The sequence below is a fragment of the Pseudomonas kurunegalensis genome (assembly GCF_030291635.1).
In the GTDB taxonomy this organism is placed as follows: domain Bacteria; phylum Pseudomonadota; class Gammaproteobacteria; order Pseudomonadales; family Pseudomonadaceae; genus Aquipseudomonas; species Aquipseudomonas monteilii.
The window spans coordinates 4,008,824-4,027,541 of sequence record NZ_CP127871.1 but is presented as its reverse complement, the minus strand read 5'-3'; the positions used below and the strand labels follow the sequence as shown (position 1 = coordinate 4,027,541).

Genomic DNA, 18,718 nt, shown 5'->3' with positions numbered 1-18,718 from the left:
GAAGATACGGCCCAGTGTATGGGCCGTGCTGAGGTGAAGGCGTATTTCCAGGCCTAGAAGTTCTGGGCGTCAGTTCTTGGCGTGCAGGGCGAAGTAATCACCCGACGTTTTCCCTTTGGGCAACGCTCAAACCCACTGCCACAGGGCGTACCCAAATCGGCATGCTGCTGAGCATGAAGGTTTCGCCCTGGGCGGCCAGGAGCAGCGTGGTCCCCATCACATGGGCGATGGCTTCCGCAGCTGCCGGCGGTACAGCGTTGCCGATTCGCTCACGCCAGGCCTGATCGCTGAGACCATCCAGCTCAATCTGTTCTTCAGGTTCGACAAGGCTTTGCAGCGCGGCCAGTTCCAGCGTTGTAAATGGCCGGTGCCAAGTGCCGTCGAGCGACTCGATCACGCAGGTGAGTCGGTCGTTTGCCTCGGGCAGGCGGGGATCGGCAACACTCCACCGCCCATTGTCATGCACGGCGCTGGCAGAAACGGCGCCGGCGGGGCCAGTCCATGGCACAACGCCGTAGTGCCCGCCAGTAAGATACGCATCACCCTTGGTGCGACGCATGCCTGGGCGTGGGTCTTGCACCGCGAACGCGCCCTGGCCAGTGGTGCTGCCGGAAATTACGCAATTGGCGTGGCTGCCGTATGGCGTCACTTGGTATTTGCCGAAGCCGCCACCGACCCGACGCGGGTCCGCAACGCTGAACGTCCCTTGTCCAGGGCTCTTTACCCCGATGACCGCGCCGCTTGTGTCCTGCCAGCGGCGAACACCGTATTGCTGGTATTGCAGGGCGCCCGCCTTCGCGCGTGGATCGGCAACCGAGAACTTGCCGTTTGTTGGGCCGCTACGTGCTGCCACGGTGCCGGCTGGCTCCTGCCAGTCGTGAACGCCCAGAAATCCGTCGCGGAATTGCGGGACGATGATCAGGTCGCGCAAGTAGCCGTCCTCGATTGCCAGGTCGTTCAGGCTGCGCCAGTCCTTGCCGGCCTCGACCAGGGCCAAGCGAACCCAGGTCTTCCATTGCAGCGCGGGTACCCGGTGCATGGGTCCTGCCTGTTCAATGTCGCCGGCCAACGGCATGCGCCCGAGGATGTCGCCCACGGCGCGCAGGTTCTTCTTCTCCGGCTCGTACAGGAACGGCGGCACCTTCTCGACATGGCGGGCCACCAGTAGGAAGCGCTTACGACTCTGGGCCAGGCCGCCAATGACGCCGCAGTCGTGGGTGGTTTCGGCGACCGCGTAGCCGAAGTGGCTGAGCAGGGCGCCGATCTGGTCCAACAGGTGCCGGCCGCGGCTTGCCAAGCGGGGGACGTTCTCGAACACCAGCAGCGGCACGGGGTCATCGCGCCAGGCCTCGCCGAACAGCCAGATGCAGCGCAGCGTCAGCTCGTTCAGGGCCTGGTACTTCGGGGTCATGCTCATGGATTCGGACAGCAGCCCGCTGGCGCCCTTGCATGGTGAGCTGATGAACACGGCGTCGGGACGGCGCCCACCGGCTGCGCGGCGGATGTCTTCCGGCGTAGCCTCACGCCAGCGAGGTGGCGGCTCCTTGCCGTGGAAGCGGATGTACTGGTCGCGGGTGAACAGATCGATGAGCGTCCCTTTGACGCCGCTCAAACGCTCAAAGTCGGCCAGCCCGGCCGGGTCAACGTCGACGCCGCCGATGCACTCCCATTCGGCCTGCATGTTGCCGACGATGGGCTTGGCCCGGTTGAAGCCCTTGGCGCCGCCGCCCAGGCCGCAGCAGAAGTGGAAGTGGTAAAGCTTGCGCTTAGCGAGCATTGCGACGGCCTCCTTGCGCTCGTTTGGCTTCGACGTTGGCCATGTAGGCTGACCAGTACGCAGATTGGCGCTGTTGGCGGAGCTTGCTGCAGCGCTGGTGGTTGCCGTGGGAGCGGGCCTTGTTGCAGATGTCGCAGTGATTTGGCAGGTCCAGGGCGTGGCTGGCCAAGCGGGGACGGATTTGTTGAGTCACGCTCAGGACTCCCCGAACAGGGCGCGTGTCAGCGCGTTGCGCTCGCCGGCCGGAGTTAACTCGGACACCGGTATCGCGACGTTTTGACCATTCCTGTATTTGACGATCGCGGTGATGCCGAGGATGCGAACAATGGTGGCTTCCTTGGCAGTCATACGGACTGTTTTCGCACCGCGCCGGATCTGAGTAAAAGTCACCTTGTCGCCTGGCTTGAAAGCGGGTGTGGTAGCCTGCTCGGCGCCGACTTCGGGGGTTTCTACTTGCATGTCGTTTCTCCTTGGGGTTGGTCGGCGCCGGGGAGTTGCAGCTCCTCGGCGCCTCTTTTTTATTACTTGAGGCGGTACTGCTTGCCGTCATCAATGACGTACAGCTCCACGTCACTCATGCGATACACACCACCTGGTCCACCACGAACGTTGTAGTCGGCGTGGGTCGGCTTACCGACGCTCACTGGGAACAGCTGATCGGACTGGTGGGCGTATTCGCTGCTCTTCTTGATTCGCGCGTGGAGCTGCTGCCCTGTTGGGCCGCAGCCGGCGGGACCATGAGCTGCCTCAAATCCGAGCCAAGCGGCGCGGGTTTCAAGGTTGGCGAAGGTCCCATCAGCGCTGACTTTGACGTCAAAGCCGCGCTCTTCCGCCCAGCTTTGAAAGCCCAGCTCCATGTTCAGGGTGTCCAGGCGTGCGCTACTCATGCCCAGTACTCGCGCAGTTGGTTGAAGATCATCTTGCCCTTCGGCAGGTACTCATGAACTTCGAGCTCAGGAACGTTATCCAGGCGTAGAACGGCCAAACAGTCGTCGAACAGCCCTGCATCTAGACTGCGGAGGTCAGTGAGGGTGAAGGGGAACTCAGGCCCGTTGTACAAACCGAGCAGGAAACGGCCGACCGTGCGGCTCTGGCCCGAGTCTTGGAGCGCAATAGGTACAAGGCGAGCAAGGGCTTGGATGCCCGCTTCTCGGTTGGTGGGCCGTTCGTCCTTGTCGGAGAAGAACTCATCGAAAATGATTCGACTGTCTGTGTTCGGGGCAGCCGTTTCGACGACCGCGTGCAGGGTGATGTGCGAAGAGCCTGGCAGATCCACGACGATCTCCACGATTTCGTCCAGCAGGTCTTTGGGGCATTCATCGATGAACAAGTCTTTTGCCCCGCGAGACACCAGCCGGCGAACAGTTCGTTTAAGCGCCTCCGCAGTCATCCGCTGGGCCACAAGAATGTGATTTTCGAGGCGTTTTTCCTCTGCCAGTTTGTGCAGTTTCGAGGATTTACCGGAGCCAGCTGGGCCGTCGATTACGCTGAGGTACATGGTGTTACTCCTTTGGCTGGTATCAGTTGGCGACAACTACGTGAACGGTGACGCTATTGCAGATGCGGTGTTTGACTCGACGGAGGAAGGCAAGCTGTTCCTCTCGGCATTCGTCGATGCAGATCACCTTTAGCCCGCGTAGGGCGAGCTGCAGGACCTTCTGCTCCAGCTCCTGGTCCACGTAGTTGGTACCGATCAGGATGTTTTTTTCCTTTATTCCGGCTTTCTTTGCCGTTTGCCGTAGGCGGATGGTCTTTCCAGTGGCCTTGGCGCCTCGGGAAATATTCAGTTGCATGTCGTTTCTCCTTGGGGTTGAGCCTGGTGTTGCAGCACCAGGTATTGATTCATCCGGCCTTGGCGGCCTTGAAGGTCCAGCACTTCACAGTGGTCGGCCGCAGGTTCGCTGCCGTTGTGCGGCTGTTGAATGTCGCTCGCACGGCGCTATCTACCGCGTGGTTGTTGCTTACGAAGGGGCGTGACTTGCTGTTGCGCAGCAAGGTGCGCAGGGTGGTGGCGTCAGCCAGCTTTTGTTTGTGCTCGGCCGCGCGCTCACAGAACTCGTTGAGATGGACGGCGATCAACTCGGCGTTCTTGCTGTGGTCCACCACCGGGTCTTCGCTCAGCGATTGCAGGTAGTCGAACACTTCCCAGAACTCGGCCACTTCTTTCGGGTCGGCGTTCACTGCGTGCTGACGGCCCACGGCCATGGCCCGAAGTTCGCGCAGTGTGCTTTCGTGTTGGCGGTCGCTCATTGGCACCACGACACGCAGCGCGTCGACCAAGGCCATCATCTGGGCGTGGTTCTTGATAATCCGCTCGATGCGGATTTCGCGTTGCTCACGCAGCGCCTGCTCATGCACCTTCACCTGGGCGCGGAAGGTTTCCATGACCTTGTGTTCCGCCTTGGCGGCCATCAGCAGGAAGTGGCTCACTTCGCTGGCCTGCAGGTGATTGAGGTTGTCAGCGGCCGAGCGGCTTTCGCTGGTTACGTCTGGCCGTACGAAGTGCAGCTTCACGATCCGCGTCAGGATTGCCTCGGACGCGACAACCGGGGCGTTCTGGCTGAAAACCAGAGTGGCGCGGAAGGGCGGGGCATTTGTGTCGTTGCCCCCGTTCTTGACGCCAGTCAGGCCAAGGCCGCGGCCGTTGAACAACGGCTTGAACTGGTCGAAGTCGAACGACTTGGCTGCACCAGTTTCAGCATCGCTGCGATCCGCCTCCAGCATCACCACCGGCATGCCCGAAGTTTGGCTCAGCCAGCGCCGCAACCCGGCCTTGGTCATCTTGATCGGGTCATCGCCTTCCTCGTCCTGCCGGCCGAGCAGCTTCCACAGGAACATCAGAAGCGTGGACTTGCCGGCGCCGGCCTCGCCGGTCACCTCCAGAAACGGGAAAGACTGGAACTCGGCACGGATCTGCTCGGCGAACAGCGAGCCAAACCAGAAGGCGAGGGCGATGGTTCCTTGCGTGTTGAAGCAGGTCCACAGCCAGTTGAACCAGTTCGGGCGGTAGCTTGTGGCGTCTTGGCTGATCTCCAGTCGGATCGACTTTTGCAGCGTTTTGAGGCGCAGCCCTTTGAATTCGAAGTAGTCCTCGGCGTTGGCCTTCTCCAGCACGCCACCGCGCACGGCCAGGTCGCCAAACACGTAGCAGCTGTGTTCCTTGCTGTACCCGACATAGTCGATGGTCTTGACGGTTTTCAGGCCGAATAGCTGATGCTGCATGATGCGATCGAGCTGGGAGCCGGTACCGGTGAATACGGCACCGGCAGCCATGCCCAGCAGGCGCTTCTTAAACTCGCTCGCCGCTGCGACCTGGCCACCGGTGAAGGTGTTCAGCACGCTCGGTTCATCGTGCGGGAAGTCGACGCGGAAGTAGTACCAGGACTCGTCCGTCACTTCATTGCGCTGGAAGTACAGGGCCTGCGGGAAGCAGTTGGCGATCTCGATCACCGCCCCGCATTGACGCAGTGCTTTGTCGCGGCGCTGGCGATCAGTGAGCACCAGGTCTTCCTGCCGCTCGGATTCGTCCAGCTGCTGCTGCGCCTTGTTGAATTTCTCCACGTCCATCTTGAACCAATACAGGCGGTTCTCGAATGAGAAGTGAAATTCCTGGCGCTCTCGCCAGTCGTACATCAGCACGCCTTTTTCTGCGGCGCTGTCGGCCAGCAGCAGGCTGCCGTTGTAACGAGCCTCGCGCAGATCCTTGTCGACTTGATCTTGGCGTTTATCTGCGTCGAGGAAGTGCCAGCGCTGGTGCAGGTCGTTCCAGTCGACCTTTCGCCCCTTCTGGGGAATCTGCGCCGCCAGGCAGGTGTAGCCCAGGTCGCGCGCCATTGCGGCATGCTTGCGTGTATAGCGGTGGGCTCCAGGCTCATTATCCAGCGCCCAGACCAAGCGAGGCAGCTTCTGGCCGGCGTCTCTGCGTTGCTGAGCAAGCGCTTTGAGTGATTCGAACGGGAAGGCGCCCGAACTCATGGCAGACACGGCGTCGACGTTGTTGTGCACCAGTGCAATGGCGTCGAAGATACCCTCGACGATCCACAGCTCATCTACCTCGGTCAGATCAACGCAAGGTGGGCGCCACCAGTAACCGCGCGGAGATTGGCCCGGGGCGAATCGTGCCTTCTTCTTGCCGAAACGGTGAGGCTGATCGATCAGACGCTCCCAATACTCGCCGTGTTCCAGCTTGAAACGCACTGTGGCGCTACCGATCCCGAGATGGCGATCCCAGTAGTTGTCCTGGCTATACCACCCCTTGACCATGCTCAGGTCGAAGCCGCGAGCGTACTGCATGTAGGCATCAGCCGAGGCGCGCGGTGCCTCCTGGGTTGTTGGGTAGCGCTTGCTGTAGTCGTCGAACAGGTCGTCGTACAGTTCCTTGACGTGCCACTGATCGCCGCATTTACCCCGGCCGCACTTGATGAACCACGGTTCATCTTGGCGCGAGTAGAGTTCGGGCTTTCCGCAGGTAGGGCACTTGCCCTTGCGCATGTAGTCGGTGTTCGCGATCGGCTTGAGGCCGTAGTCATCCTGCAGGCGACGGAGCAGCTCGGTGCGCAGGCTGTGTTCCATTGGCTGGCGGTTCACTGGAAGCGCTCCCCAGTGCATGCAAGTTGCTTCTTCAGCTCGCGACAGGTGCGGCCAATCCCGACCAGATGAGGAACATCCCGAAGTACCTTGGGCCCGCGCTCGCCGCTTGGGACGTGGCGATAGCGATCCGAGTGCCAAACCTCGGCCATGGTGCTGCTGTACTGGGAGTTGAGCCATTGCAGATATCGCTCTGCCTGCTGCTCGTCCAGCTCCAGCTGGATGGTGATTTTGGTCATGGTTGCCACCAATTGAATGCAGTTTCCCCTTACCCACGCGGAACGGGGCATCGGGAAGGGGTTGTTCGGGGTTACTTCAGCTGTCGCGGTGGTGGAGCATGCGGCGCGGTAGATAGCGTGCCGGCACCTGGTATCGGTGCTGGGTGATCGTGTCCAACAAGATGAGCCTTGGGCGGAAGATCCCACTGGATGCGCACACCCCTATCATCTGCAGCCGCTTGGTGGTCTTGCTTTCGAACTCAGCTACAGCCAGCTCGGCGATGCGTTGCACCAGGTGAGCCGGAACCTCCAGCGTCTGGGCCAGGTAAGCGCTGCAGATCTCCACCACCTGGTGGTCACCAGAAAGGTGCAGGCCTTCGCGCCGGAAGAGGTAAGCCACAGCAGCGCACTGCATGGCGTCCCGGTAGTCGGTTTCGTGATTGGTGGTCAGGGCAATGGCGTTCATGCGGTTACTGCCTCCATGGTCAACTGGTCGAGCAAATCGGGCTGGTTGTCAGATGAAGCGGATTTCATGGCCTGGCGGCGGATTGCGATAGGCGCTACGGGAAGCTGAACAGAAGGGTTCGGCATGCCGCTTGGGCTCATTTCATGGGTCATTTCGAACTGGGCCCGTACTGACCAGCCGCAGGCTTCGTTCACGCACTGCAGGTACGCAATACGCAGGAAAATGTGGGTACCTTCGCTGGTCCGAATACGCATCTTGCTGTTGCAGTGGGGGCATACGAGCTTGTAGGCGCTGCTCACTTCGCACCCCTTGCATTCACTGGGCTGTAGAGCTGGATGGTTGCAGCGACTTCAGCGGTGCGGGCGGCGAAGTAGCGAGTCAGGGCCTGGATGATGGTCATCGCCTCACAGGGGTCGATAACGCCGTCCTCTATCGCAGCAGCGATGAGCTGGTCGATGTGACCTAGCTTGGCGTCAGTCTTCAGTGAGCGGCGGAACAGCTCGACGTTGTCCAGGTCCTCAGTTTTGCTCAGTGGCACGAACATGCCGCCATAAAGTCGAGCGATGAACTCAGGTAGGTGGGTGGTGTTGGCTACCTGCTCCAGCTGGTGGATCTGGTCATAGCTCAAAGGTCGGCTGCCGGCGTTCTCATACACACGGTTGTCGAACTGCTTCAGCTGAAATCCGAGGTGTGCAGCTGCGCACTCACGGCCGCCCGGGTAAGCGCACACAACGGCGCTGACAACCTGGCGCAGGGTTTCTAGAACGGGGGTCTTCATGTTCTGGTTTCTTCCTTGGGCCAGGGTGGCTAGTTTTCTGTTTCGCCGTCTTTGATCCCGAGCAGCACTGCTGCGCGGTGAGACTCGCCTCGAAGGCACTTTTTCTGACCGTTGAGCACGGCGTAGACGGTGGATGGACTGAGGCCATGCTGCTCGGCCCATTCCTTCGCTGAGATTCCTTGTCGCGCGATTCGAGCACGGGCCGCTTGGCACGCTTGCTCGGTGGGGTAGCTGTTGGGCATAGTCTCGGTTCGTGTGATTTCGTGTGGTTTCGTGTGATGCTGTGGCGATTATTTCCCTCGTTTGAGGGAAAGTCAATCGTCTATGGAGACGTTTGTGGGAATAGGCGAGCGCCTGAAAGAAGAACGTGAGCGTCTGGGGTTGAACCAGACGGACTTTGCTGCGCTTGCGGGGGCGTCTAAAAACACCCAGTACAACTACGAAAAGGGCGAGCGCAGCCCTGATTCGAACTACCTGGCTGCAGCAGCTGCGCAGGGGGTGGACGTGCTGTACGTGATCACCGGAGTGAGAACGCTACAGCCGTCCTCCAGCTTCACAGCGGAGGAAACTGAGTTCGTGGAGATCCTCCGATCTGTTGATGAGGCTGACAGGGCAGTCTTGTTACGCACTGCGCGCGCCTTCGCAAGGGTGCACTCGTTGAAGTAACAGCTGAAATTTATGAGCTGAATGGATTGCTGTGGCCGGCCATGGGGGCCGGTTGATTGTCGAGGACGATGTATGGATGGATTGATTGGGCTGTTGTGCCTCGGCGTTGCCGTTGGCACCTGGTGGTGGCTTGCGAGCCGCATGAAAAGAAGTGGGCGCGGATGGTTTATTAGGAATGTTGCGGGCAGCTTCGCTGGTTGCTTTATGGCGTTCTTCCTGGTGGGCATGTCGATAGAAGCAGGAATAATTGAAAGCAAATCTCCTGAGAAATCAGAAGTTGTTGAGATCAAGTCTTTGCATATGACCCCAGCTCAATACGCCGACCGCATAAATTCGCTGCTTGAAAAGTTTGAGAAGCCGTATCGTGTAGATCCAAACTCGATTGCTGAGGGTGAGGTGCAGAACGTACTCAACGTCAAGTTGGGGCCGTATGCATCGCTGGTCGCTGGAGTCTCCAAGGAGACTGGCGATCTACTCGATGTGACTTTGATTGGCGCAGGTGACGGTAAGCCGGCATCAGGTCTTGAGATCATGATGATTGCTAGCGCAGCGCTGGCAGCCGCTACGCCTGATGCGGACCATCGAGATGTATTCAAGGGGTTGCCGGCCATGATCGACGGTAATCCAAAAACCTATGGACAGGTCAAGTTGAGCGTAAAGCCAACAGACATCATGGGCACCTGGTTTATGGCTGCTCCGATCTAGTTCAAGGGTAACTAGTGGAGGTGCTCCTACTTCCCGCTTGGCAGTGTGCGGTATCTCCGATGCCGCATATGTCTTATGGAAATGGAGTACCTATGATGGAAAACCTTACCCAGTTGGAACGCCTCTTTATCGAACTTCTGCGCACTCTGGACGAGCAGGGAAAAGAAGACTTGATGAGGTTGTTGGAGGTGCTTTCGCAGTCGGCTGAGTAATGGAGCTGTAAGAAGAAGCCCGGCATTCGTGCCGGGCTTCTTTTTTTCAAGTCGTTTGTTTCTGCAATTTTTCCCACTCCTTATCTGCCGCTTTCTTGGCCGCTTCCTTGCTGTCGAAAACACGCTTTATACGCTTGGGAGTCGTTGAATCTCCCGACACTACAGACAACTCTTTGCCTGTGGCCTTGTCCTTGTAGAACGCCACCACGCCCGTGAAAACTCCGTTCTTCGGTTCTTCGTAGAGGCCATCCACAGTGTCCTCTGGCAGCTTGCTCTCCAGCTCCAGGCTGGTCGTGAAGCCGCCGTCAGCTGTGAGGCTGTGCTGTACGTTCCCGCCGTACCAGACAATGGCACCGATCTCCGCTTTTACGCCGTGCAGACTGTAGGTCAGCTCCGGGATCAGGTCGGCGCGACCCTTGGCTAGGTTGTAGCTAAGCGTTGCACTGCCGCGCTGAAGGCGGTTGAGCTCCGAGCGTGCAGCCCGAAGGGCTGAATCCCGATCGCTGTACGTGTGACGCAACTCCTTGAACTTGTCGCCGCCGCCGGCAATCGCTTCCTGCTTTTTCGTGCTGCCTACGTCGTAGTAGAAGGCTTTCACCCCATCGTAGCTGTCCCGATCGGCCTGCAGGAAACGGTGGCCGTCGCCGTCGGCCCGAGTCAGAGTCACATGAGGAAGCGCCAAGCCGCTGGGTGTTTTACCGCCACCAGCTGGTAAGCACAGCAGCTTCCCAGCTTTGACCGTGATGACCGCGTCGTGCAGCTCGCCGAGGCGGGTGAGCAGGTTTGCGTCGGACTCGTTGGCCTGGTCCAGGTGCTTTACCGCACGCTCAGCAACTGCCGGCGCAATGTTGGTGTTGAGGCCGCTGGCACTGGCGATGTCGGCGAGCACCTGGCCAAGCGTGGTGCTGTTCCAGCTGCGCTCGCGCTTGGTCTTCAAACCCTTGCCCAGGTCGGCAGAGCGTGCACGGATGTTGAGCGTGTCCGGTGACCCGCTGTGCTCGGTTTCGTCGACAGTGTAGGTGCCTTTGTCGACCAGGCCTGTGTCGCTCCAGCCCAACCACAGGCGAATAGTCGCGCCCTTCGGTGGTATCTCCAGCAGGCCGTCGTGGTCGCTCAGGCTCAGGCTGAACTGATCCGCCTCGATACCTCGGTTATCCGTCAGCTGCAGGGAAATCAGCCGAGGACTGATGAGTTTGGCAATATCTTTCCCATCAACTGTCAGCCGGAAAGCGGGGGCCGGGTAGGCAGCATCCCGCTTGAGCGCGGCCCTTGCTTCGCGCATGACTGAAGCGACGCGTTGTTCTTCCTCGGTCACGATAGCTGTCTCAGAATGCGGGAATTGCGGTTGGCTGTACCTTCCTGGAGGTCCACACGGCCCTCATCCGTTCTTTGCAGGGAAAGGGTGAAGTCGATACGGCGTGGGGTGCCGTCCTGGAAGAACAGCGTTTGTCCTTCGCTCAGGCTCTCGATGACGTACAGACCGCGCATACGGCCGTTACCATCGACCATCGGCCAGGCCTTACCCGTGTTGGCCATCCCCCTGAGTTCATCCAGGCAGGTGATGTCGCCCGCCAGCTCGGGCAGCAGCACACCAGGAAGGGTCACGCTGTCATCGCCGCGGCCAACAAACTGCCGGGCTGGCTGCGCACCTACCCGATTGCTACTGGCGTGCCGCCAATCGGTTTGCCGGTTCATCTCCTGATAGGCCAGGGTGTCCAGGCTGAATACGAACATGCCCAAGGCAAGCATCATGGTTGGTTACTCCTGGTCGTACAGGCTACTGCGCCGGCGGGCGGATTTCTCGCGCTCGCGGCGATCCAGCTCCAGCCCCACGGCCCGGGCGATGGCTTGTGGGTCCATCCCGGCCGGCGCGGGGATCGTGATGTGGTAGGTGTCATGACTGTCGTTGACCACAGGTGGGGCGGCACCGATCGGTGGCCGGTTGTCCATGGTGATGCCGCCGGCGGCCGATACGCCTGGGTTATTCGCCAGCTCCGGTACTGCCGCCTTCAGGTCGAAGCTGCCGGCTTGGGAAAGTTGCCGGCCCATGCGGGTGACCGCGTCGATTGGGGCTTTTGCGCCGGCATCAAGGCCGAGTGCCAGGCCCTCAGTCGTGAACCCGCCGAGCTCTGCAAACACCCGGGATGGGCTGTGGATGCCAAGTTTTTCCTTGAACCAACCGATGGTCGATTCGCCGAGTGAGCTGATGGTCTCCTTGATCTTCCCCAGCCCGCCGACCAGGCCGTTGACCAGGCCGCTGACGATCATCCCGCCGAAGCCGGTGAACCTGGCTGGCAGGTCTACGCCTAGGTAGCTCAATACGCCGGCAAATGCCTGGTAGATCAAGCCGATCGGGCTGAAATTCGCCAGCACGGTGAGAATCCCGCCGATGCCAGAACTGAAGCCAGTACGGATCTCGCTCCAGGAACTGGCGAAGTACTGCTTCACCTGGTCCCAGTTGCGATAGATCAGATAGGCAGCCCCGGCCAGCGCGACCACGACCGCGGCAATGGCGAGCGCCACTGGGTTGGCCGAAAGTCCCCACAAGGCGATGCTCACCGCTCGAATTGCCGTAAGCAGCCCTCCGCCCAGCGTGGTTGCCAGCTTGCCAAGCACTGGAAGCATCGAGGCCCCTTTGATGCTGAACAGCGTCATGCCGTACCGGACCATCGCAAATGGGCCCAACATGCTGGCCAGCGCCACGGTGAGTGCACCCATACCGGTGACGAGAACAGCTAGCGCTGCTGCACCTTTGGCAATACCCGAAGCCAGCTCGGGGTTCGCTTCGATCCAGGTGCGTACCCTGCCAGTGACTTCCGTCACTGACTGCACCATTTCTCGCAGTGGACCATTTTGGCCGTCCATCAGCGCACCGATCAGCGCCCCCCAGCTGCCGGTGAGCTTGTCCAGGTCACCCGAAAGGTTGTCCCGGAAGGTCTTGCCCATCTTATCGGCGGCGCCGGCGGTTTCGCCCAGCGAGGACTGAGTTGCTGCCAGCGCCTGTAGGAAGGCCGGAATCTGGTCGATTGCCAGGTCCTCAACGGGCGTGCCGAACAGGGCGATAGCCGCGTTGGAACGCTCTGCCGGGTCCTTGATGCGCAACAGCGCTTGTGCGGTTTTCTGCAGCGCCTGGCGGGCGTCGTCGCCACCTTTGGCGATTGCAGTGGACATCTTTCCGGCATTGAGCCCGATCGAGGCGTAGGCCTCGGTGCTGGTTTTCGACATATCGGAGCCGCGGATCGAGAACTCTTTGATCGCGTCTCCGGTCTTGTCCAAGGCGAACTTGCCCTGTTGGGACATCTTCACCAGCAGGCTCATCGCTTCCGATCCGCTGAAGCCCATCCCGCGGAAGTGCGTGGAGTACTCGTGCAAGATTTCGGGGATCTCGCCCCGCATTTGCGTTGACACCTTCTGCATGCCGGCGGCGACCAGATCGAACGCCTCATCGCTGCTCTTGGCCAGGCCGTTCTTCATCAGGATGCCGACCATCTGAATGCTTTCGGCTACATCGATGCCCATAATTTTGGAGAGGTCCAGGGCTTTCCGAGAGGCGGCATCCAGCTCCTGGTCGCCCAATGTGCCCAGCGAGCCAAGCGTGCTTTTTGCGGCCGATACCGCTTCGCTGATCTCGGCAATGTCGGTGCTTTGGCCGTCAGTGCGGATGTTGCGCATGATCTGTGCGTACTGACCGGCACGCTCGGGTGAGTCTCCGGACTGGGCGGCGACCAGCGATCCCTGCCGGGCAAGCTCCATCTGGGGCGCCATCAGGGTTGCCCCGGCCATGCCCATACCTACGCCTACGCCAATACCGACTGCGCCGGCACCGGCCATGGTGGTTGCCCGACCCTGGGCTTTTTCCAGCCTGGCCTTGGCCTCGGCTGCCCTGCGCTGGGTCGCCGCCAGTTGTTTGAGCTTGGCCTCTTGCTGCTCGATCGCGTGGTTGGCCTGCGTCATTTCCTGGCGCAGGGCGGCATTGTGCTGGTTGAGGTTGCGCGTGCTGATACCGGCCTCGCCGAGCCGGCGCTGCAATCCCCGCAGCGCCTCCTGCTCTTCCTGCTGCCGTTGCTTCAGCGCATTGGTGGCCCTGATGGCGGCCTGAAACTCGGCCGTCATCTGCTTGGTGGGGTTCTCGACAGCGGACATATCCTTGCCCATCTGCCGGACCTTTGCCCGCGCTTCGTCCAAGGCCTGAGCGGTCTGGCGTGCTTGGGTGTGCTGTTGACGCCACGCACTGACGTCCTTTTGCTGTGCGTTCAGCTCTTTGAGGCGCTCGCGGGTGGCCTTGAGCGCCTGGGCGGTTTGGTGTCCGCTCTGGTTGATCTCCCGCAGTGGGGCGGTGGCCTTGTTGACCGCGTCCAGCACCACCCTCAGCCGTAGATCATTTGCCATTGTTGCCGCTCCTAACCCGCGCTCGCTCGCGCCAATCCATCAGTTCGGTGAGGGTCAGCAGGTCCATGTCCGCTGGCCCCCAGTGGAAAATCACGGCCAGATCGGCCATGGCGTCTTCTACGCAAGCAGGGAGGCGTCCGTCTTCGTTTGCTTCTGCAGCAAAAAACCGGTGACTTTCACCCCGATGGCTACCAGGTCGGCAGGGTCGAGCTGGGCCGCTTCAGGGGCGGTCAGCTGGGTGATGCGGGGCAGCAGCTTGATCAGGCTGGTGACGTCCATGTTGAGCAGCTCGGCCAGGTGAATGCCGCGCAGCTCGCCCGAGGCTGGCTTGCGCAGGGTGATTTCTTTCAGCAGGTGCGAACCACGCTTGATCGGAGTGTCCAGGGTGACGGTGTTCGGGGCGGCGGGTGCTGCGTTGGCTTCGACTTCGACCGTGGTTTGGCCGGTGCCTGGGCCTTGGAATTCGAGGTTTTCGGCGTTGTTGTCGACGGTTTCCATGGTGCTTCCTTGTGTGCAGTGGGGTTAGAGGCCGATGGCGCGGCGCTGGGCTTCGAGCATGTCGACGCCGTTGACCTTCTCGATGAAGTTCAAGAGGTCGATCTCGATGATGTCTTCGTTGTCCACGGTCAGCTTGTAGTAGCTGCAGGTGGTGGTGATGGAGTGCTCGGTGTCTTCACCTGGTGTGGCTTCGCCCATCTCGATGGTTTCGTGCCGGCCGCGCACCACGACCACGACGGTGGAGACTTCACCGGTGTCGTCACGTTGGTATGCACCCGAGAAGCGCAGGCCGAAGGCTGCGGCACCGATGGCACCGAACTGGCGCAGCGAGATCAGATCCAGGCCACCGGTGGTCCATTCGAGCTGGATGCCGTCATCCGACATGCCCAGGTCGGCCTTCACCGGGCCATTCATGCCACCGCCGCGGTAGCTCTCCATCTTCCGGCCAAGGGGCGGCAAGGTGACGGTTTTCGCTACGCCCTGGTAGATGTTGCCGTCGTTGAACAGGTTGAGGTTCTTGAGTTTGCTGGGCATACCCATGCTGGTTTTCTCCGATTAGGCGTTGATGCTGCTGGCGAACTGCATCAGGTAGCTGTCAGTGATGCGTTGGCGGAAGGTCAGGTCTTCCAGCGGCGGCACGGGGGTGTAGTCGTAGTCCAGCGTGAGCTTGCCGGCGTACAGCGTGTCCTTGCCGTTCGCTTCCTCGGCGTACCAGCAGCTACCGCCGATCAGGTAGCCCGCGGTGATGAGTTCGCGGAACTTGGCGTTGATGCCCTCGATGATGTCCTTGATGAGGCTGGGGGTCATCGGCTTGTCCACCGCCCACATGTGCGCTTCGGCCATGGTGTCGGCCAGGATCTGCGCGGTGCGGGTGTAGTTCTCGAACGCAAACTGCGGGTCTTCCGAGCAGGTCCGGCTGCCCCAGAAGCGATAGCCGCTCTCATTGATGAGGGTGGTGACCTCGTTGGAGTTGAGGTAATTGGCGTCGGTGGCCGGGTTCTGCAGGTCCCAGAAGACATCGGCGCTGATGCCGGTCACGCCGTTGACGGCCACGTTGGAGATGGTTTTGTGCCAGCCGATCTGTTGATCGATCAAGGCGCGCAGGCCCAGGGCTCGGGAAACTGCGTGGGTCTTGGCCTGGGCGTTCGCTGTGGTGTCCCAGCTCTCGAAGTCCGGCCAGATCACCATGACCTCGCGGGCACCGAAGTTTTCGCGGTAAGCCACCGCTTCTTCCTTGGTCTTGCTGTCCCGGGCGCTGATGTAGGCGAACGCTCGCAGGTCCTGGGCGATAGAGACCAGCGCGGTGGCCACGGGCAGGGTGTCCAGGCCGGGCACACCGAGGATGCGCGGGACCATACCGACCTTGGCCTTGGCTGCCAGCAGGGCCTTCATGCCGGTGTACTTGCCATCGGCCGTGGTGGTGCCGATCAAAGCAGTGTTGGTCTCGGCCTCGGTGGCGCCTTCCTTGACGCGCACGACGATGACATAGGGCTTGGTCTGGTCGGCAATGGCCTGCAGGCTGCTTTTCAGCGTGCCGGTGGTGCCGGCCTTGCCCACGGCGGTTTGCACGTTGGTGACCAGGACTGGCGTGTCTAAAGGGAAGGTGGCTGCATCAGCGTCTTCGCCGGTGCAGACCAGACCAATTACAGCGGTGGGGATGGTGCGGATCGGGCGAGTGCCATCGGAAAGCTCGATGACCCGGACGCCGTGGAGGTAGTCGGCCATGGGAAGTGCCTGTGCAGTGGAGTGGGGATACCTGCACAGGCTGCTGCACGCGCGCGCCCGAGACGAGCAAAGCGGCTTGTAGGCGGGGGCCTTACAACTGACCGGCCAGCTAGGCCGGTGCCGCCGGTCGATCCAGCGCCGACGGGAATGCTTCATTTTCCGGCCAGTCACGTAGCGCGAGCCGGTAGGCCTGCAGCTCCTGGTACTGGTCGGGCGTCAGCGTGGTGTCACTGCCTGCCTCGACTTCGTCACGGTGTCGCTGCACCAGGGCGTCGGTCGCGGTCAGGGTCGTATCGCGCCAGAGGCGTTCGAGCTCGGCTAGCTGTTCCTCAGAGGCCGGATTTGCTGAGGCACTGACCGGGAAGCCTTGGTCATCAGCTCTGATCACCAGGCCGCTTTGCTCGCCGGCCAAGAGTTCCTGGTGCAGATCGGCGCTGATCTCAACAAGCTCTTCAGCCGGCGGTAACCTGCAGTCAGGGTTCGCAATGGCAACGAGCGGCGCGACCTGGTCGTCACCCTCGGCCTGCCATTGCGGGTCCGGTACCAGGATTTCACGCGGGCCAAACCATTCTTCGAAGTAGAAGCCACCATCGATCGCACGGTAGAAAATTCTCATGCTCGGCCCTCCGCTTGCCACATAACGGTGACGTAGTCAGTGTCAGAACCGCCCAGGCGGCGGCTGGCCAGGGTGAATCCGGTGTTGTCGAGCGCCACGATGCTGGCTTGGATTTCGGTCTTGTTCTCGGTACTGGGGTTCACGTCAGCGGTCGAGGTCATGCCCCCGAGCGTAACCACCGGGTTTTCCGCAAAGGCGGCGGGGAAGGTGACCCGCTGCTCCATGATGTTGGTCATGATCGGAGCCACGCCGCGCTGCCGGACGGTGCCGGTGTCCGCGCAGCGCCACCAAGCTGGGTTGCCAAACGCAGCGGTGTTCTTCGGTCTATTGGTCTCTGTCCAGATTCGGCCGAGGTCTTGGCTGCCTGCCTGAGCTCGCAGGTGGTCTGTCGACCAGCCCAGATACACCTTCGTAACGCTGTCCTGGTACGCGCCACCACCTTGCTGAACGGGTGTGTACCCGAGATTGGGCTGCTTGGTTGCGAGGAAACCATCGACTTGGACCTTGGTGTATGCGTCCCCAATGCCATAGCCGCCGAGGGTTATAGCGTTGTTGGCCTTCTGGGAGAGCAGCAAGTCGATCTCGGATTTGGTGTAGGCATTCACGATGCCATAGCCCGCGAGGGTGTCAGGATTCCAACCTGCAATCACTTGCCCGCGGACGTTAACCTCGACCTTGGTGTAGATACCCGCTTGAACGCCGGTGGTCTGGTCGACATATTCGCGGAGGTCGTCCACCACAAGTCTCACATGCTGTTCAGTGGCCATCACGGCTGCTGGGTCGATTATCAGCACGATATCGGTGGCATTGGTGACATCGAGCATGATTCGGATCAACAGGACGCGACCTGTCCCGCTTGTGAACGGCGGCTTCCAGGTCATCGGATAATTTCCGATGGCAATGACGATGCCCTCAGCGTCGATTAAGGAAATCTCATTCACCTGCCAGCCGCCGGCAGTTGTGGGGATAGCCATTTCGGCGATCACCACAGAATTGTCTTCCTCTGGCGTGTAGAGCTTGTTGAGCGGTGCGCGGTACACCTCGTGCACCAGGTTGACCTGGTCGTCTTCAGGAGGGGTTTCGAGCGGATTGCCGTCCCCGACAGCCATCCGGTCGATAAGCAGGGGCTGGTTGAGTAGAGCTGCCCGGGCCAGTTTGTTCCGGCCCTCGGGCGTCAGGATGCAGTAATAGTCAGACATGGCCGTTGAGTCCTTTGCCCGCGTCAGCTGGTATCACTAACGCGGAGCTGGAATTGGGCGCTATCGCTTCAGGCAATGGCGTATTCGGTTTTCAGGGCGGCTACCAGCTTCACCAGCTCCGCCATCGCTGCCGGGCTTGTGCGAAGCGATTCTTCGAACAGGTAGACATCCCCAACCTTGGCGGCGCGCAAGCTGTTTACGCTGCCGTGATAGCCGATTTCGAAGTAGCTCTTGTCCGCTACCACCGGGTGATTCACCGACTTGACCTGCTCCACGAAGGCTTCCGCCTGGTTGACGGCGATCGACACAACGCGGGTGGCGTCGTTGTAATCAACCACGACCACTGCAAAGTTGCCAGCCGGGCGCTGCACCGATGCATGGGCGGGGTTGTTGTTGCTCCCGTAGGCCACCAGCTTTTTCTGGTCTGGCGAGTCGGTGGTGATGTCGTAGCGAAGCACCGTGGCGATCGGCGTTTCATCCGTGTACGACATCATGAAGTTCACGCGGTCGGTCGGATCGGCCACGCTGACGACCATCACGGCGGTGTACGACTTGCGGCCACTACCTGGCTGGAATGCCAGCGAGGCCTGATAGAGCGTATTGGCCTGGGAGAGCACGGGCTTACCGTTGAAGGTTTCAACCCGCAGGGTGAACGGCTGGACGCCTTTCAGGATGAAGGGCTCGCCGCTGACCTGGCAGTTGCCAGATACACCACCGCCATCGATGTTCTTCAAGTTCTTTGGTGCCATTACTCGGTGCACATAGGGCATGCCGGCCAGAATCCGGTCGGCAGCAGAGGTATTCAGCTTTACGGAGCCCGGCGCGGCCGGTGCTTTTACGCCGCGCAGAACGATGTGTTGGCCTCGAATATTCATGGTGATT

The 18,718-nt window shown here is 60.7% G+C and carries 23 protein-coding genes; 2 read left to right on the top strand and 21 right to left on the bottom strand.

Annotated features, from left to right (window positions below):
* Window positions 1-97 precede the first annotated feature (97 nt).
* The 11 genes from QQ992_RS18435 to QQ992_RS18375 form a co-directional block, all read right to left on the bottom strand.
* Window positions 98-1,777, bottom strand: coding sequence for a DNA cytosine methyltransferase (locus QQ992_RS18435; RefSeq protein ID WP_286110627.1), 1,680 nt, complete (start codon window positions 1,775-1,777; stop codon window positions 98-100).
* A 195-nt stretch (window positions 1,778-1,972) separates the two neighbouring features.
* On the bottom strand, window positions 1,973-2,236 hold the full coding sequence (locus QQ992_RS18425) for a hypothetical protein (protein WP_286110624.1): 264 nt from the start codon (window positions 2,234-2,236) through the stop codon (window positions 1,973-1,975).
* A gap of 62 nt (window positions 2,237-2,298) precedes the next feature.
* A complete protein-coding gene (locus tag QQ992_RS18420; RefSeq protein ID WP_286110623.1) occupies window positions 2,299-2,664 on the bottom strand; it encodes a hypothetical protein in 366 nt (121 codons plus the stop codon).
* A complete protein-coding gene (locus QQ992_RS27985) occupies window positions 2,661-3,275 on the bottom strand; it encodes a DUF7673 family protein (protein ID WP_350156211.1) in 615 nt (204 codons plus the stop codon). Before QQ992_RS27985 ends, QQ992_RS18420 begins: the two co-directional genes overlap by 4 nt.
* Window positions 3,276-3,297: 22 nt before the next feature.
* Window positions 3,298-3,570, bottom strand: a complete 273-nt coding sequence (locus QQ992_RS18405; RefSeq protein WP_286110622.1) for a hypothetical protein — start codon at window positions 3,568-3,570, stop codon at window positions 3,298-3,300.
* 49 nt (window positions 3,571-3,619) lie between these two features.
* The gene (locus tag QQ992_RS18400) at window positions 3,620-6,349 is read right to left on the bottom strand and encodes a toprim domain-containing protein (RefSeq protein ID WP_286113966.1); all 2,730 of its coding nucleotides are present in this window, start codon (window positions 6,347-6,349) and stop codon (window positions 3,620-3,622) included.
* A gap of 11 nt (window positions 6,350-6,360) precedes the next feature.
* Window positions 6,361-6,603, bottom strand: coding sequence for a hypothetical protein (locus QQ992_RS18395; protein ID WP_286110621.1), 243 nt, complete (start codon window positions 6,601-6,603; stop codon window positions 6,361-6,363).
* A 76-nt stretch (window positions 6,604-6,679) separates the two neighbouring features.
* Complete coding sequence (locus QQ992_RS18390) at window positions 6,680-7,048, bottom strand: hypothetical protein (protein ID WP_286110620.1); 369 nt, start codon at window positions 7,046-7,048, stop codon at window positions 6,680-6,682.
* Window positions 7,045-7,302, bottom strand: a complete 258-nt coding sequence (locus tag QQ992_RS18385; RefSeq protein WP_433963123.1) for an ogr/Delta-like zinc finger family protein — start codon at window positions 7,300-7,302, stop codon at window positions 7,045-7,047. Before QQ992_RS18385 ends, QQ992_RS18390 begins: the two co-directional genes overlap by 4 nt.
* Window positions 7,303-7,343: 41 nt before the next feature.
* Window positions 7,344-7,826, bottom strand: a complete 483-nt coding sequence (locus tag QQ992_RS18380) for a YmfL family putative regulatory protein (protein WP_286110618.1) — start codon at window positions 7,824-7,826, stop codon at window positions 7,344-7,346.
* A 29-nt stretch (window positions 7,827-7,855) separates the two neighbouring features.
* Window positions 7,856-8,068, bottom strand: a complete 213-nt coding sequence (locus tag QQ992_RS18375) for a DNA-binding protein (RefSeq protein ID WP_210172355.1) — start codon at window positions 8,066-8,068, stop codon at window positions 7,856-7,858.
* 94 nt (window positions 8,069-8,162) lie between these two features.
* On the opposite strand from QQ992_RS18375, the gene QQ992_RS18370 reads away from it, so the two are divergent.
* On the top strand, window positions 8,163-8,492 hold the full coding sequence (locus QQ992_RS18370) for a helix-turn-helix domain-containing protein (RefSeq protein ID WP_433963122.1): 330 nt from the start codon (window positions 8,163-8,165) through the stop codon (window positions 8,490-8,492).
* Between the two features lie 72 nt (window positions 8,493-8,564).
* Entirely contained in the window at window positions 8,565-9,197 is a 633-nt protein-coding gene (locus QQ992_RS18365) for a hypothetical protein (protein ID WP_286110616.1), read from the top strand.
* A gap of 258 nt (window positions 9,198-9,455) precedes the next feature.
* Here the strand turns inward: QQ992_RS18365 and QQ992_RS18360 are convergent, their stop codons facing one another.
* The 10 genes from QQ992_RS18360 to QQ992_RS18315 form a co-directional block, all read right to left on the bottom strand.
* Window positions 9,456-10,691, bottom strand: coding sequence for a phage late control D family protein (locus QQ992_RS18360; protein WP_286113965.1), 1,236 nt, complete (start codon window positions 10,689-10,691; stop codon window positions 9,456-9,458).
* Window positions 10,692-10,720: 29 nt separating this feature from the next.
* The gene (locus QQ992_RS18355; RefSeq protein ID WP_286110615.1) at window positions 10,721-11,161 is read right to left on the bottom strand and encodes a phage tail protein; all 441 of its coding nucleotides are present in this window, start codon (window positions 11,159-11,161) and stop codon (window positions 10,721-10,723) included.
* Between the two features lie 6 nt (window positions 11,162-11,167).
* Complete coding sequence (locus tag QQ992_RS18350) at window positions 11,168-13,798, bottom strand: phage tail tape measure protein (protein WP_286110614.1); 2,631 nt, start codon at window positions 13,796-13,798, stop codon at window positions 11,168-11,170.
* Entirely contained in the window at window positions 13,788-13,907 is a 120-nt protein-coding gene (locus tag QQ992_RS18345) for a GpE family phage tail protein (protein ID WP_286110613.1), read from the bottom strand. The genes QQ992_RS18350 and QQ992_RS18345 overlap by 11 nt, the downstream gene beginning before the upstream one ends.
* 8 nt (window positions 13,908-13,915) lie before the next feature.
* Window positions 13,916-14,296: a phage tail assembly protein gene (locus QQ992_RS18340; RefSeq protein WP_286110612.1), complete on the bottom strand. Its 381-nt coding sequence runs from the start codon at window positions 14,294-14,296 to the stop codon at window positions 13,916-13,918.
* A gap of 24 nt (window positions 14,297-14,320) precedes the next feature.
* The gene (locus QQ992_RS18335; protein WP_286110611.1) at window positions 14,321-14,836 is read right to left on the bottom strand and encodes a phage major tail tube protein; all 516 of its coding nucleotides are present in this window, start codon (window positions 14,834-14,836) and stop codon (window positions 14,321-14,323) included.
* A 15-nt stretch (window positions 14,837-14,851) separates the two neighbouring features.
* Window positions 14,852-16,021 carry a phage tail sheath protein gene (locus QQ992_RS18330; protein ID WP_286110610.1) on the bottom strand — a complete coding sequence of 390 codons (1,170 nt, stop codon included), beginning with the start codon at window positions 16,019-16,021 and terminating at the stop codon, window positions 14,852-14,854.
* A gap of 109 nt (window positions 16,022-16,130) precedes the next feature.
* Complete coding sequence (locus QQ992_RS18325; RefSeq protein ID WP_286110609.1) at window positions 16,131-16,637, bottom strand: phage tail assembly chaperone; 507 nt, start codon at window positions 16,635-16,637, stop codon at window positions 16,131-16,133.
* A complete protein-coding gene (locus QQ992_RS18320) occupies window positions 16,634-17,836 on the bottom strand; it encodes a phage tail protein (protein ID WP_286110607.1) in 1,203 nt (400 codons plus the stop codon). Before QQ992_RS18320 ends, QQ992_RS18325 begins: the two co-directional genes overlap by 4 nt.
* A gap of 68 nt (window positions 17,837-17,904) precedes the next feature.
* Window positions 17,905-18,711: a hypothetical protein gene (locus QQ992_RS18315; protein ID WP_286110605.1), complete on the bottom strand. Its 807-nt coding sequence runs from the start codon at window positions 18,709-18,711 to the stop codon at window positions 17,905-17,907.
* Window positions 18,712-18,718: the final 7 nt, after the last annotated feature.

What these genes read in the sequence shown, in the direction of transcription:
- QQ992_RS18435 (WP_286110627.1), bottom strand. Translation starts at nt 1,777, where the DNA reads ATGCTCGCTAAGCGCAAGCTTTACCACTTCCACTTCTGCTGCGGCCTG.
- QQ992_RS18425 (WP_286110624.1), bottom strand. Translation starts at nt 2,236, where the DNA reads ATGCAAGTAGAAACCCCCGAAGTCGGCGCCGAGCAGGCTACCACACCC.
- QQ992_RS18420 (WP_286110623.1), bottom strand. Translation starts at nt 2,664, where the DNA reads ATGAGTAGCGCACGCCTGGACACCCTGAACATGGAGCTGGGCTTTCAA.
- QQ992_RS27985 (WP_350156211.1), bottom strand. Translation starts at nt 3,275, where the DNA reads ATGTACCTCAGCGTAATCGACGGCCCAGCTGGCTCCGGTAAATCCTCG.
- QQ992_RS18405 (WP_286110622.1), bottom strand. Translation starts at nt 3,570, where the DNA reads ATGCAACTGAATATTTCCCGAGGCGCCAAGGCCACTGGAAAGACCATC.
- QQ992_RS18400 (WP_286113966.1), bottom strand. Translation starts at nt 6,349, where the DNA reads ATGGAACACAGCCTGCGCACCGAGCTGCTCCGTCGCCTGCAGGATGAC.
- QQ992_RS18395 (WP_286110621.1), bottom strand. Translation starts at nt 6,603, where the DNA reads ATGACCAAAATCACCATCCAGCTGGAGCTGGACGAGCAGCAGGCAGAG.
- QQ992_RS18390 (WP_286110620.1), bottom strand. Translation starts at nt 7,048, where the DNA reads ATGAACGCCATTGCCCTGACCACCAATCACGAAACCGACTACCGGGAC.
- QQ992_RS18385 (WP_433963123.1), bottom strand. Translation starts at nt 7,302, where the DNA reads ATGCGTATTCGGACCAGCGAAGGTACCCACATTTTCCTGCGTATTGCG.
- QQ992_RS18380 (WP_286110618.1), bottom strand. Translation starts at nt 7,826, where the DNA reads ATGAAGACCCCCGTTCTAGAAACCCTGCGCCAGGTTGTCAGCGCCGTT.
- QQ992_RS18375 (WP_210172355.1), bottom strand. Translation starts at nt 8,068, where the DNA reads ATGCCCAACAGCTACCCCACCGAGCAAGCGTGCCAAGCGGCCCGTGCT.
- QQ992_RS18365 (WP_286110616.1), top strand. Translation starts at nt 8,565, where the DNA reads ATGGATGGATTGATTGGGCTGTTGTGCCTCGGCGTTGCCGTTGGCACC.
- QQ992_RS18360 (WP_286113965.1), bottom strand. Translation starts at nt 10,691, where the DNA reads ATGCGCGAAGCAAGGGCCGCGCTCAAGCGGGATGCTGCCTACCCGGCC.
- QQ992_RS18355 (WP_286110615.1), bottom strand. Translation starts at nt 11,161, where the DNA reads ATGATGCTTGCCTTGGGCATGTTCGTATTCAGCCTGGACACCCTGGCC.
- QQ992_RS18350 (WP_286110614.1), bottom strand. Translation starts at nt 13,798, where the DNA reads ATGGCAAATGATCTACGGCTGAGGGTGGTGCTGGACGCGGTCAACAAG.
- QQ992_RS18345 (WP_286110613.1), bottom strand. Translation starts at nt 13,907, where the DNA reads ATGGCCGATCTGGCCGTGATTTTCCACTGGGGGCCAGCGGACATGGAC.
- QQ992_RS18340 (WP_286110612.1), bottom strand. Translation starts at nt 14,296, where the DNA reads ATGGAAACCGTCGACAACAACGCCGAAAACCTCGAATTCCAAGGCCCA.
- QQ992_RS18335 (WP_286110611.1), bottom strand. Translation starts at nt 14,836, where the DNA reads ATGGGTATGCCCAGCAAACTCAAGAACCTCAACCTGTTCAACGACGGC.
- QQ992_RS18330 (WP_286110610.1), bottom strand. Translation starts at nt 16,021, where the DNA reads ATGGCCGACTACCTCCACGGCGTCCGGGTCATCGAGCTTTCCGATGGC.
- QQ992_RS18325 (WP_286110609.1), bottom strand. Translation starts at nt 16,637, where the DNA reads ATGAGAATTTTCTACCGTGCGATCGATGGTGGCTTCTACTTCGAAGAA.
- QQ992_RS18320 (WP_286110607.1), bottom strand. Translation starts at nt 17,836, where the DNA reads ATGTCTGACTATTACTGCATCCTGACGCCCGAGGGCCGGAACAAACTG.
- QQ992_RS18315 (WP_286110605.1), bottom strand. Translation starts at nt 18,711, where the DNA reads ATGAATATTCGAGGCCAACACATCGTTCTGCGCGGCGTAAAAGCACCG.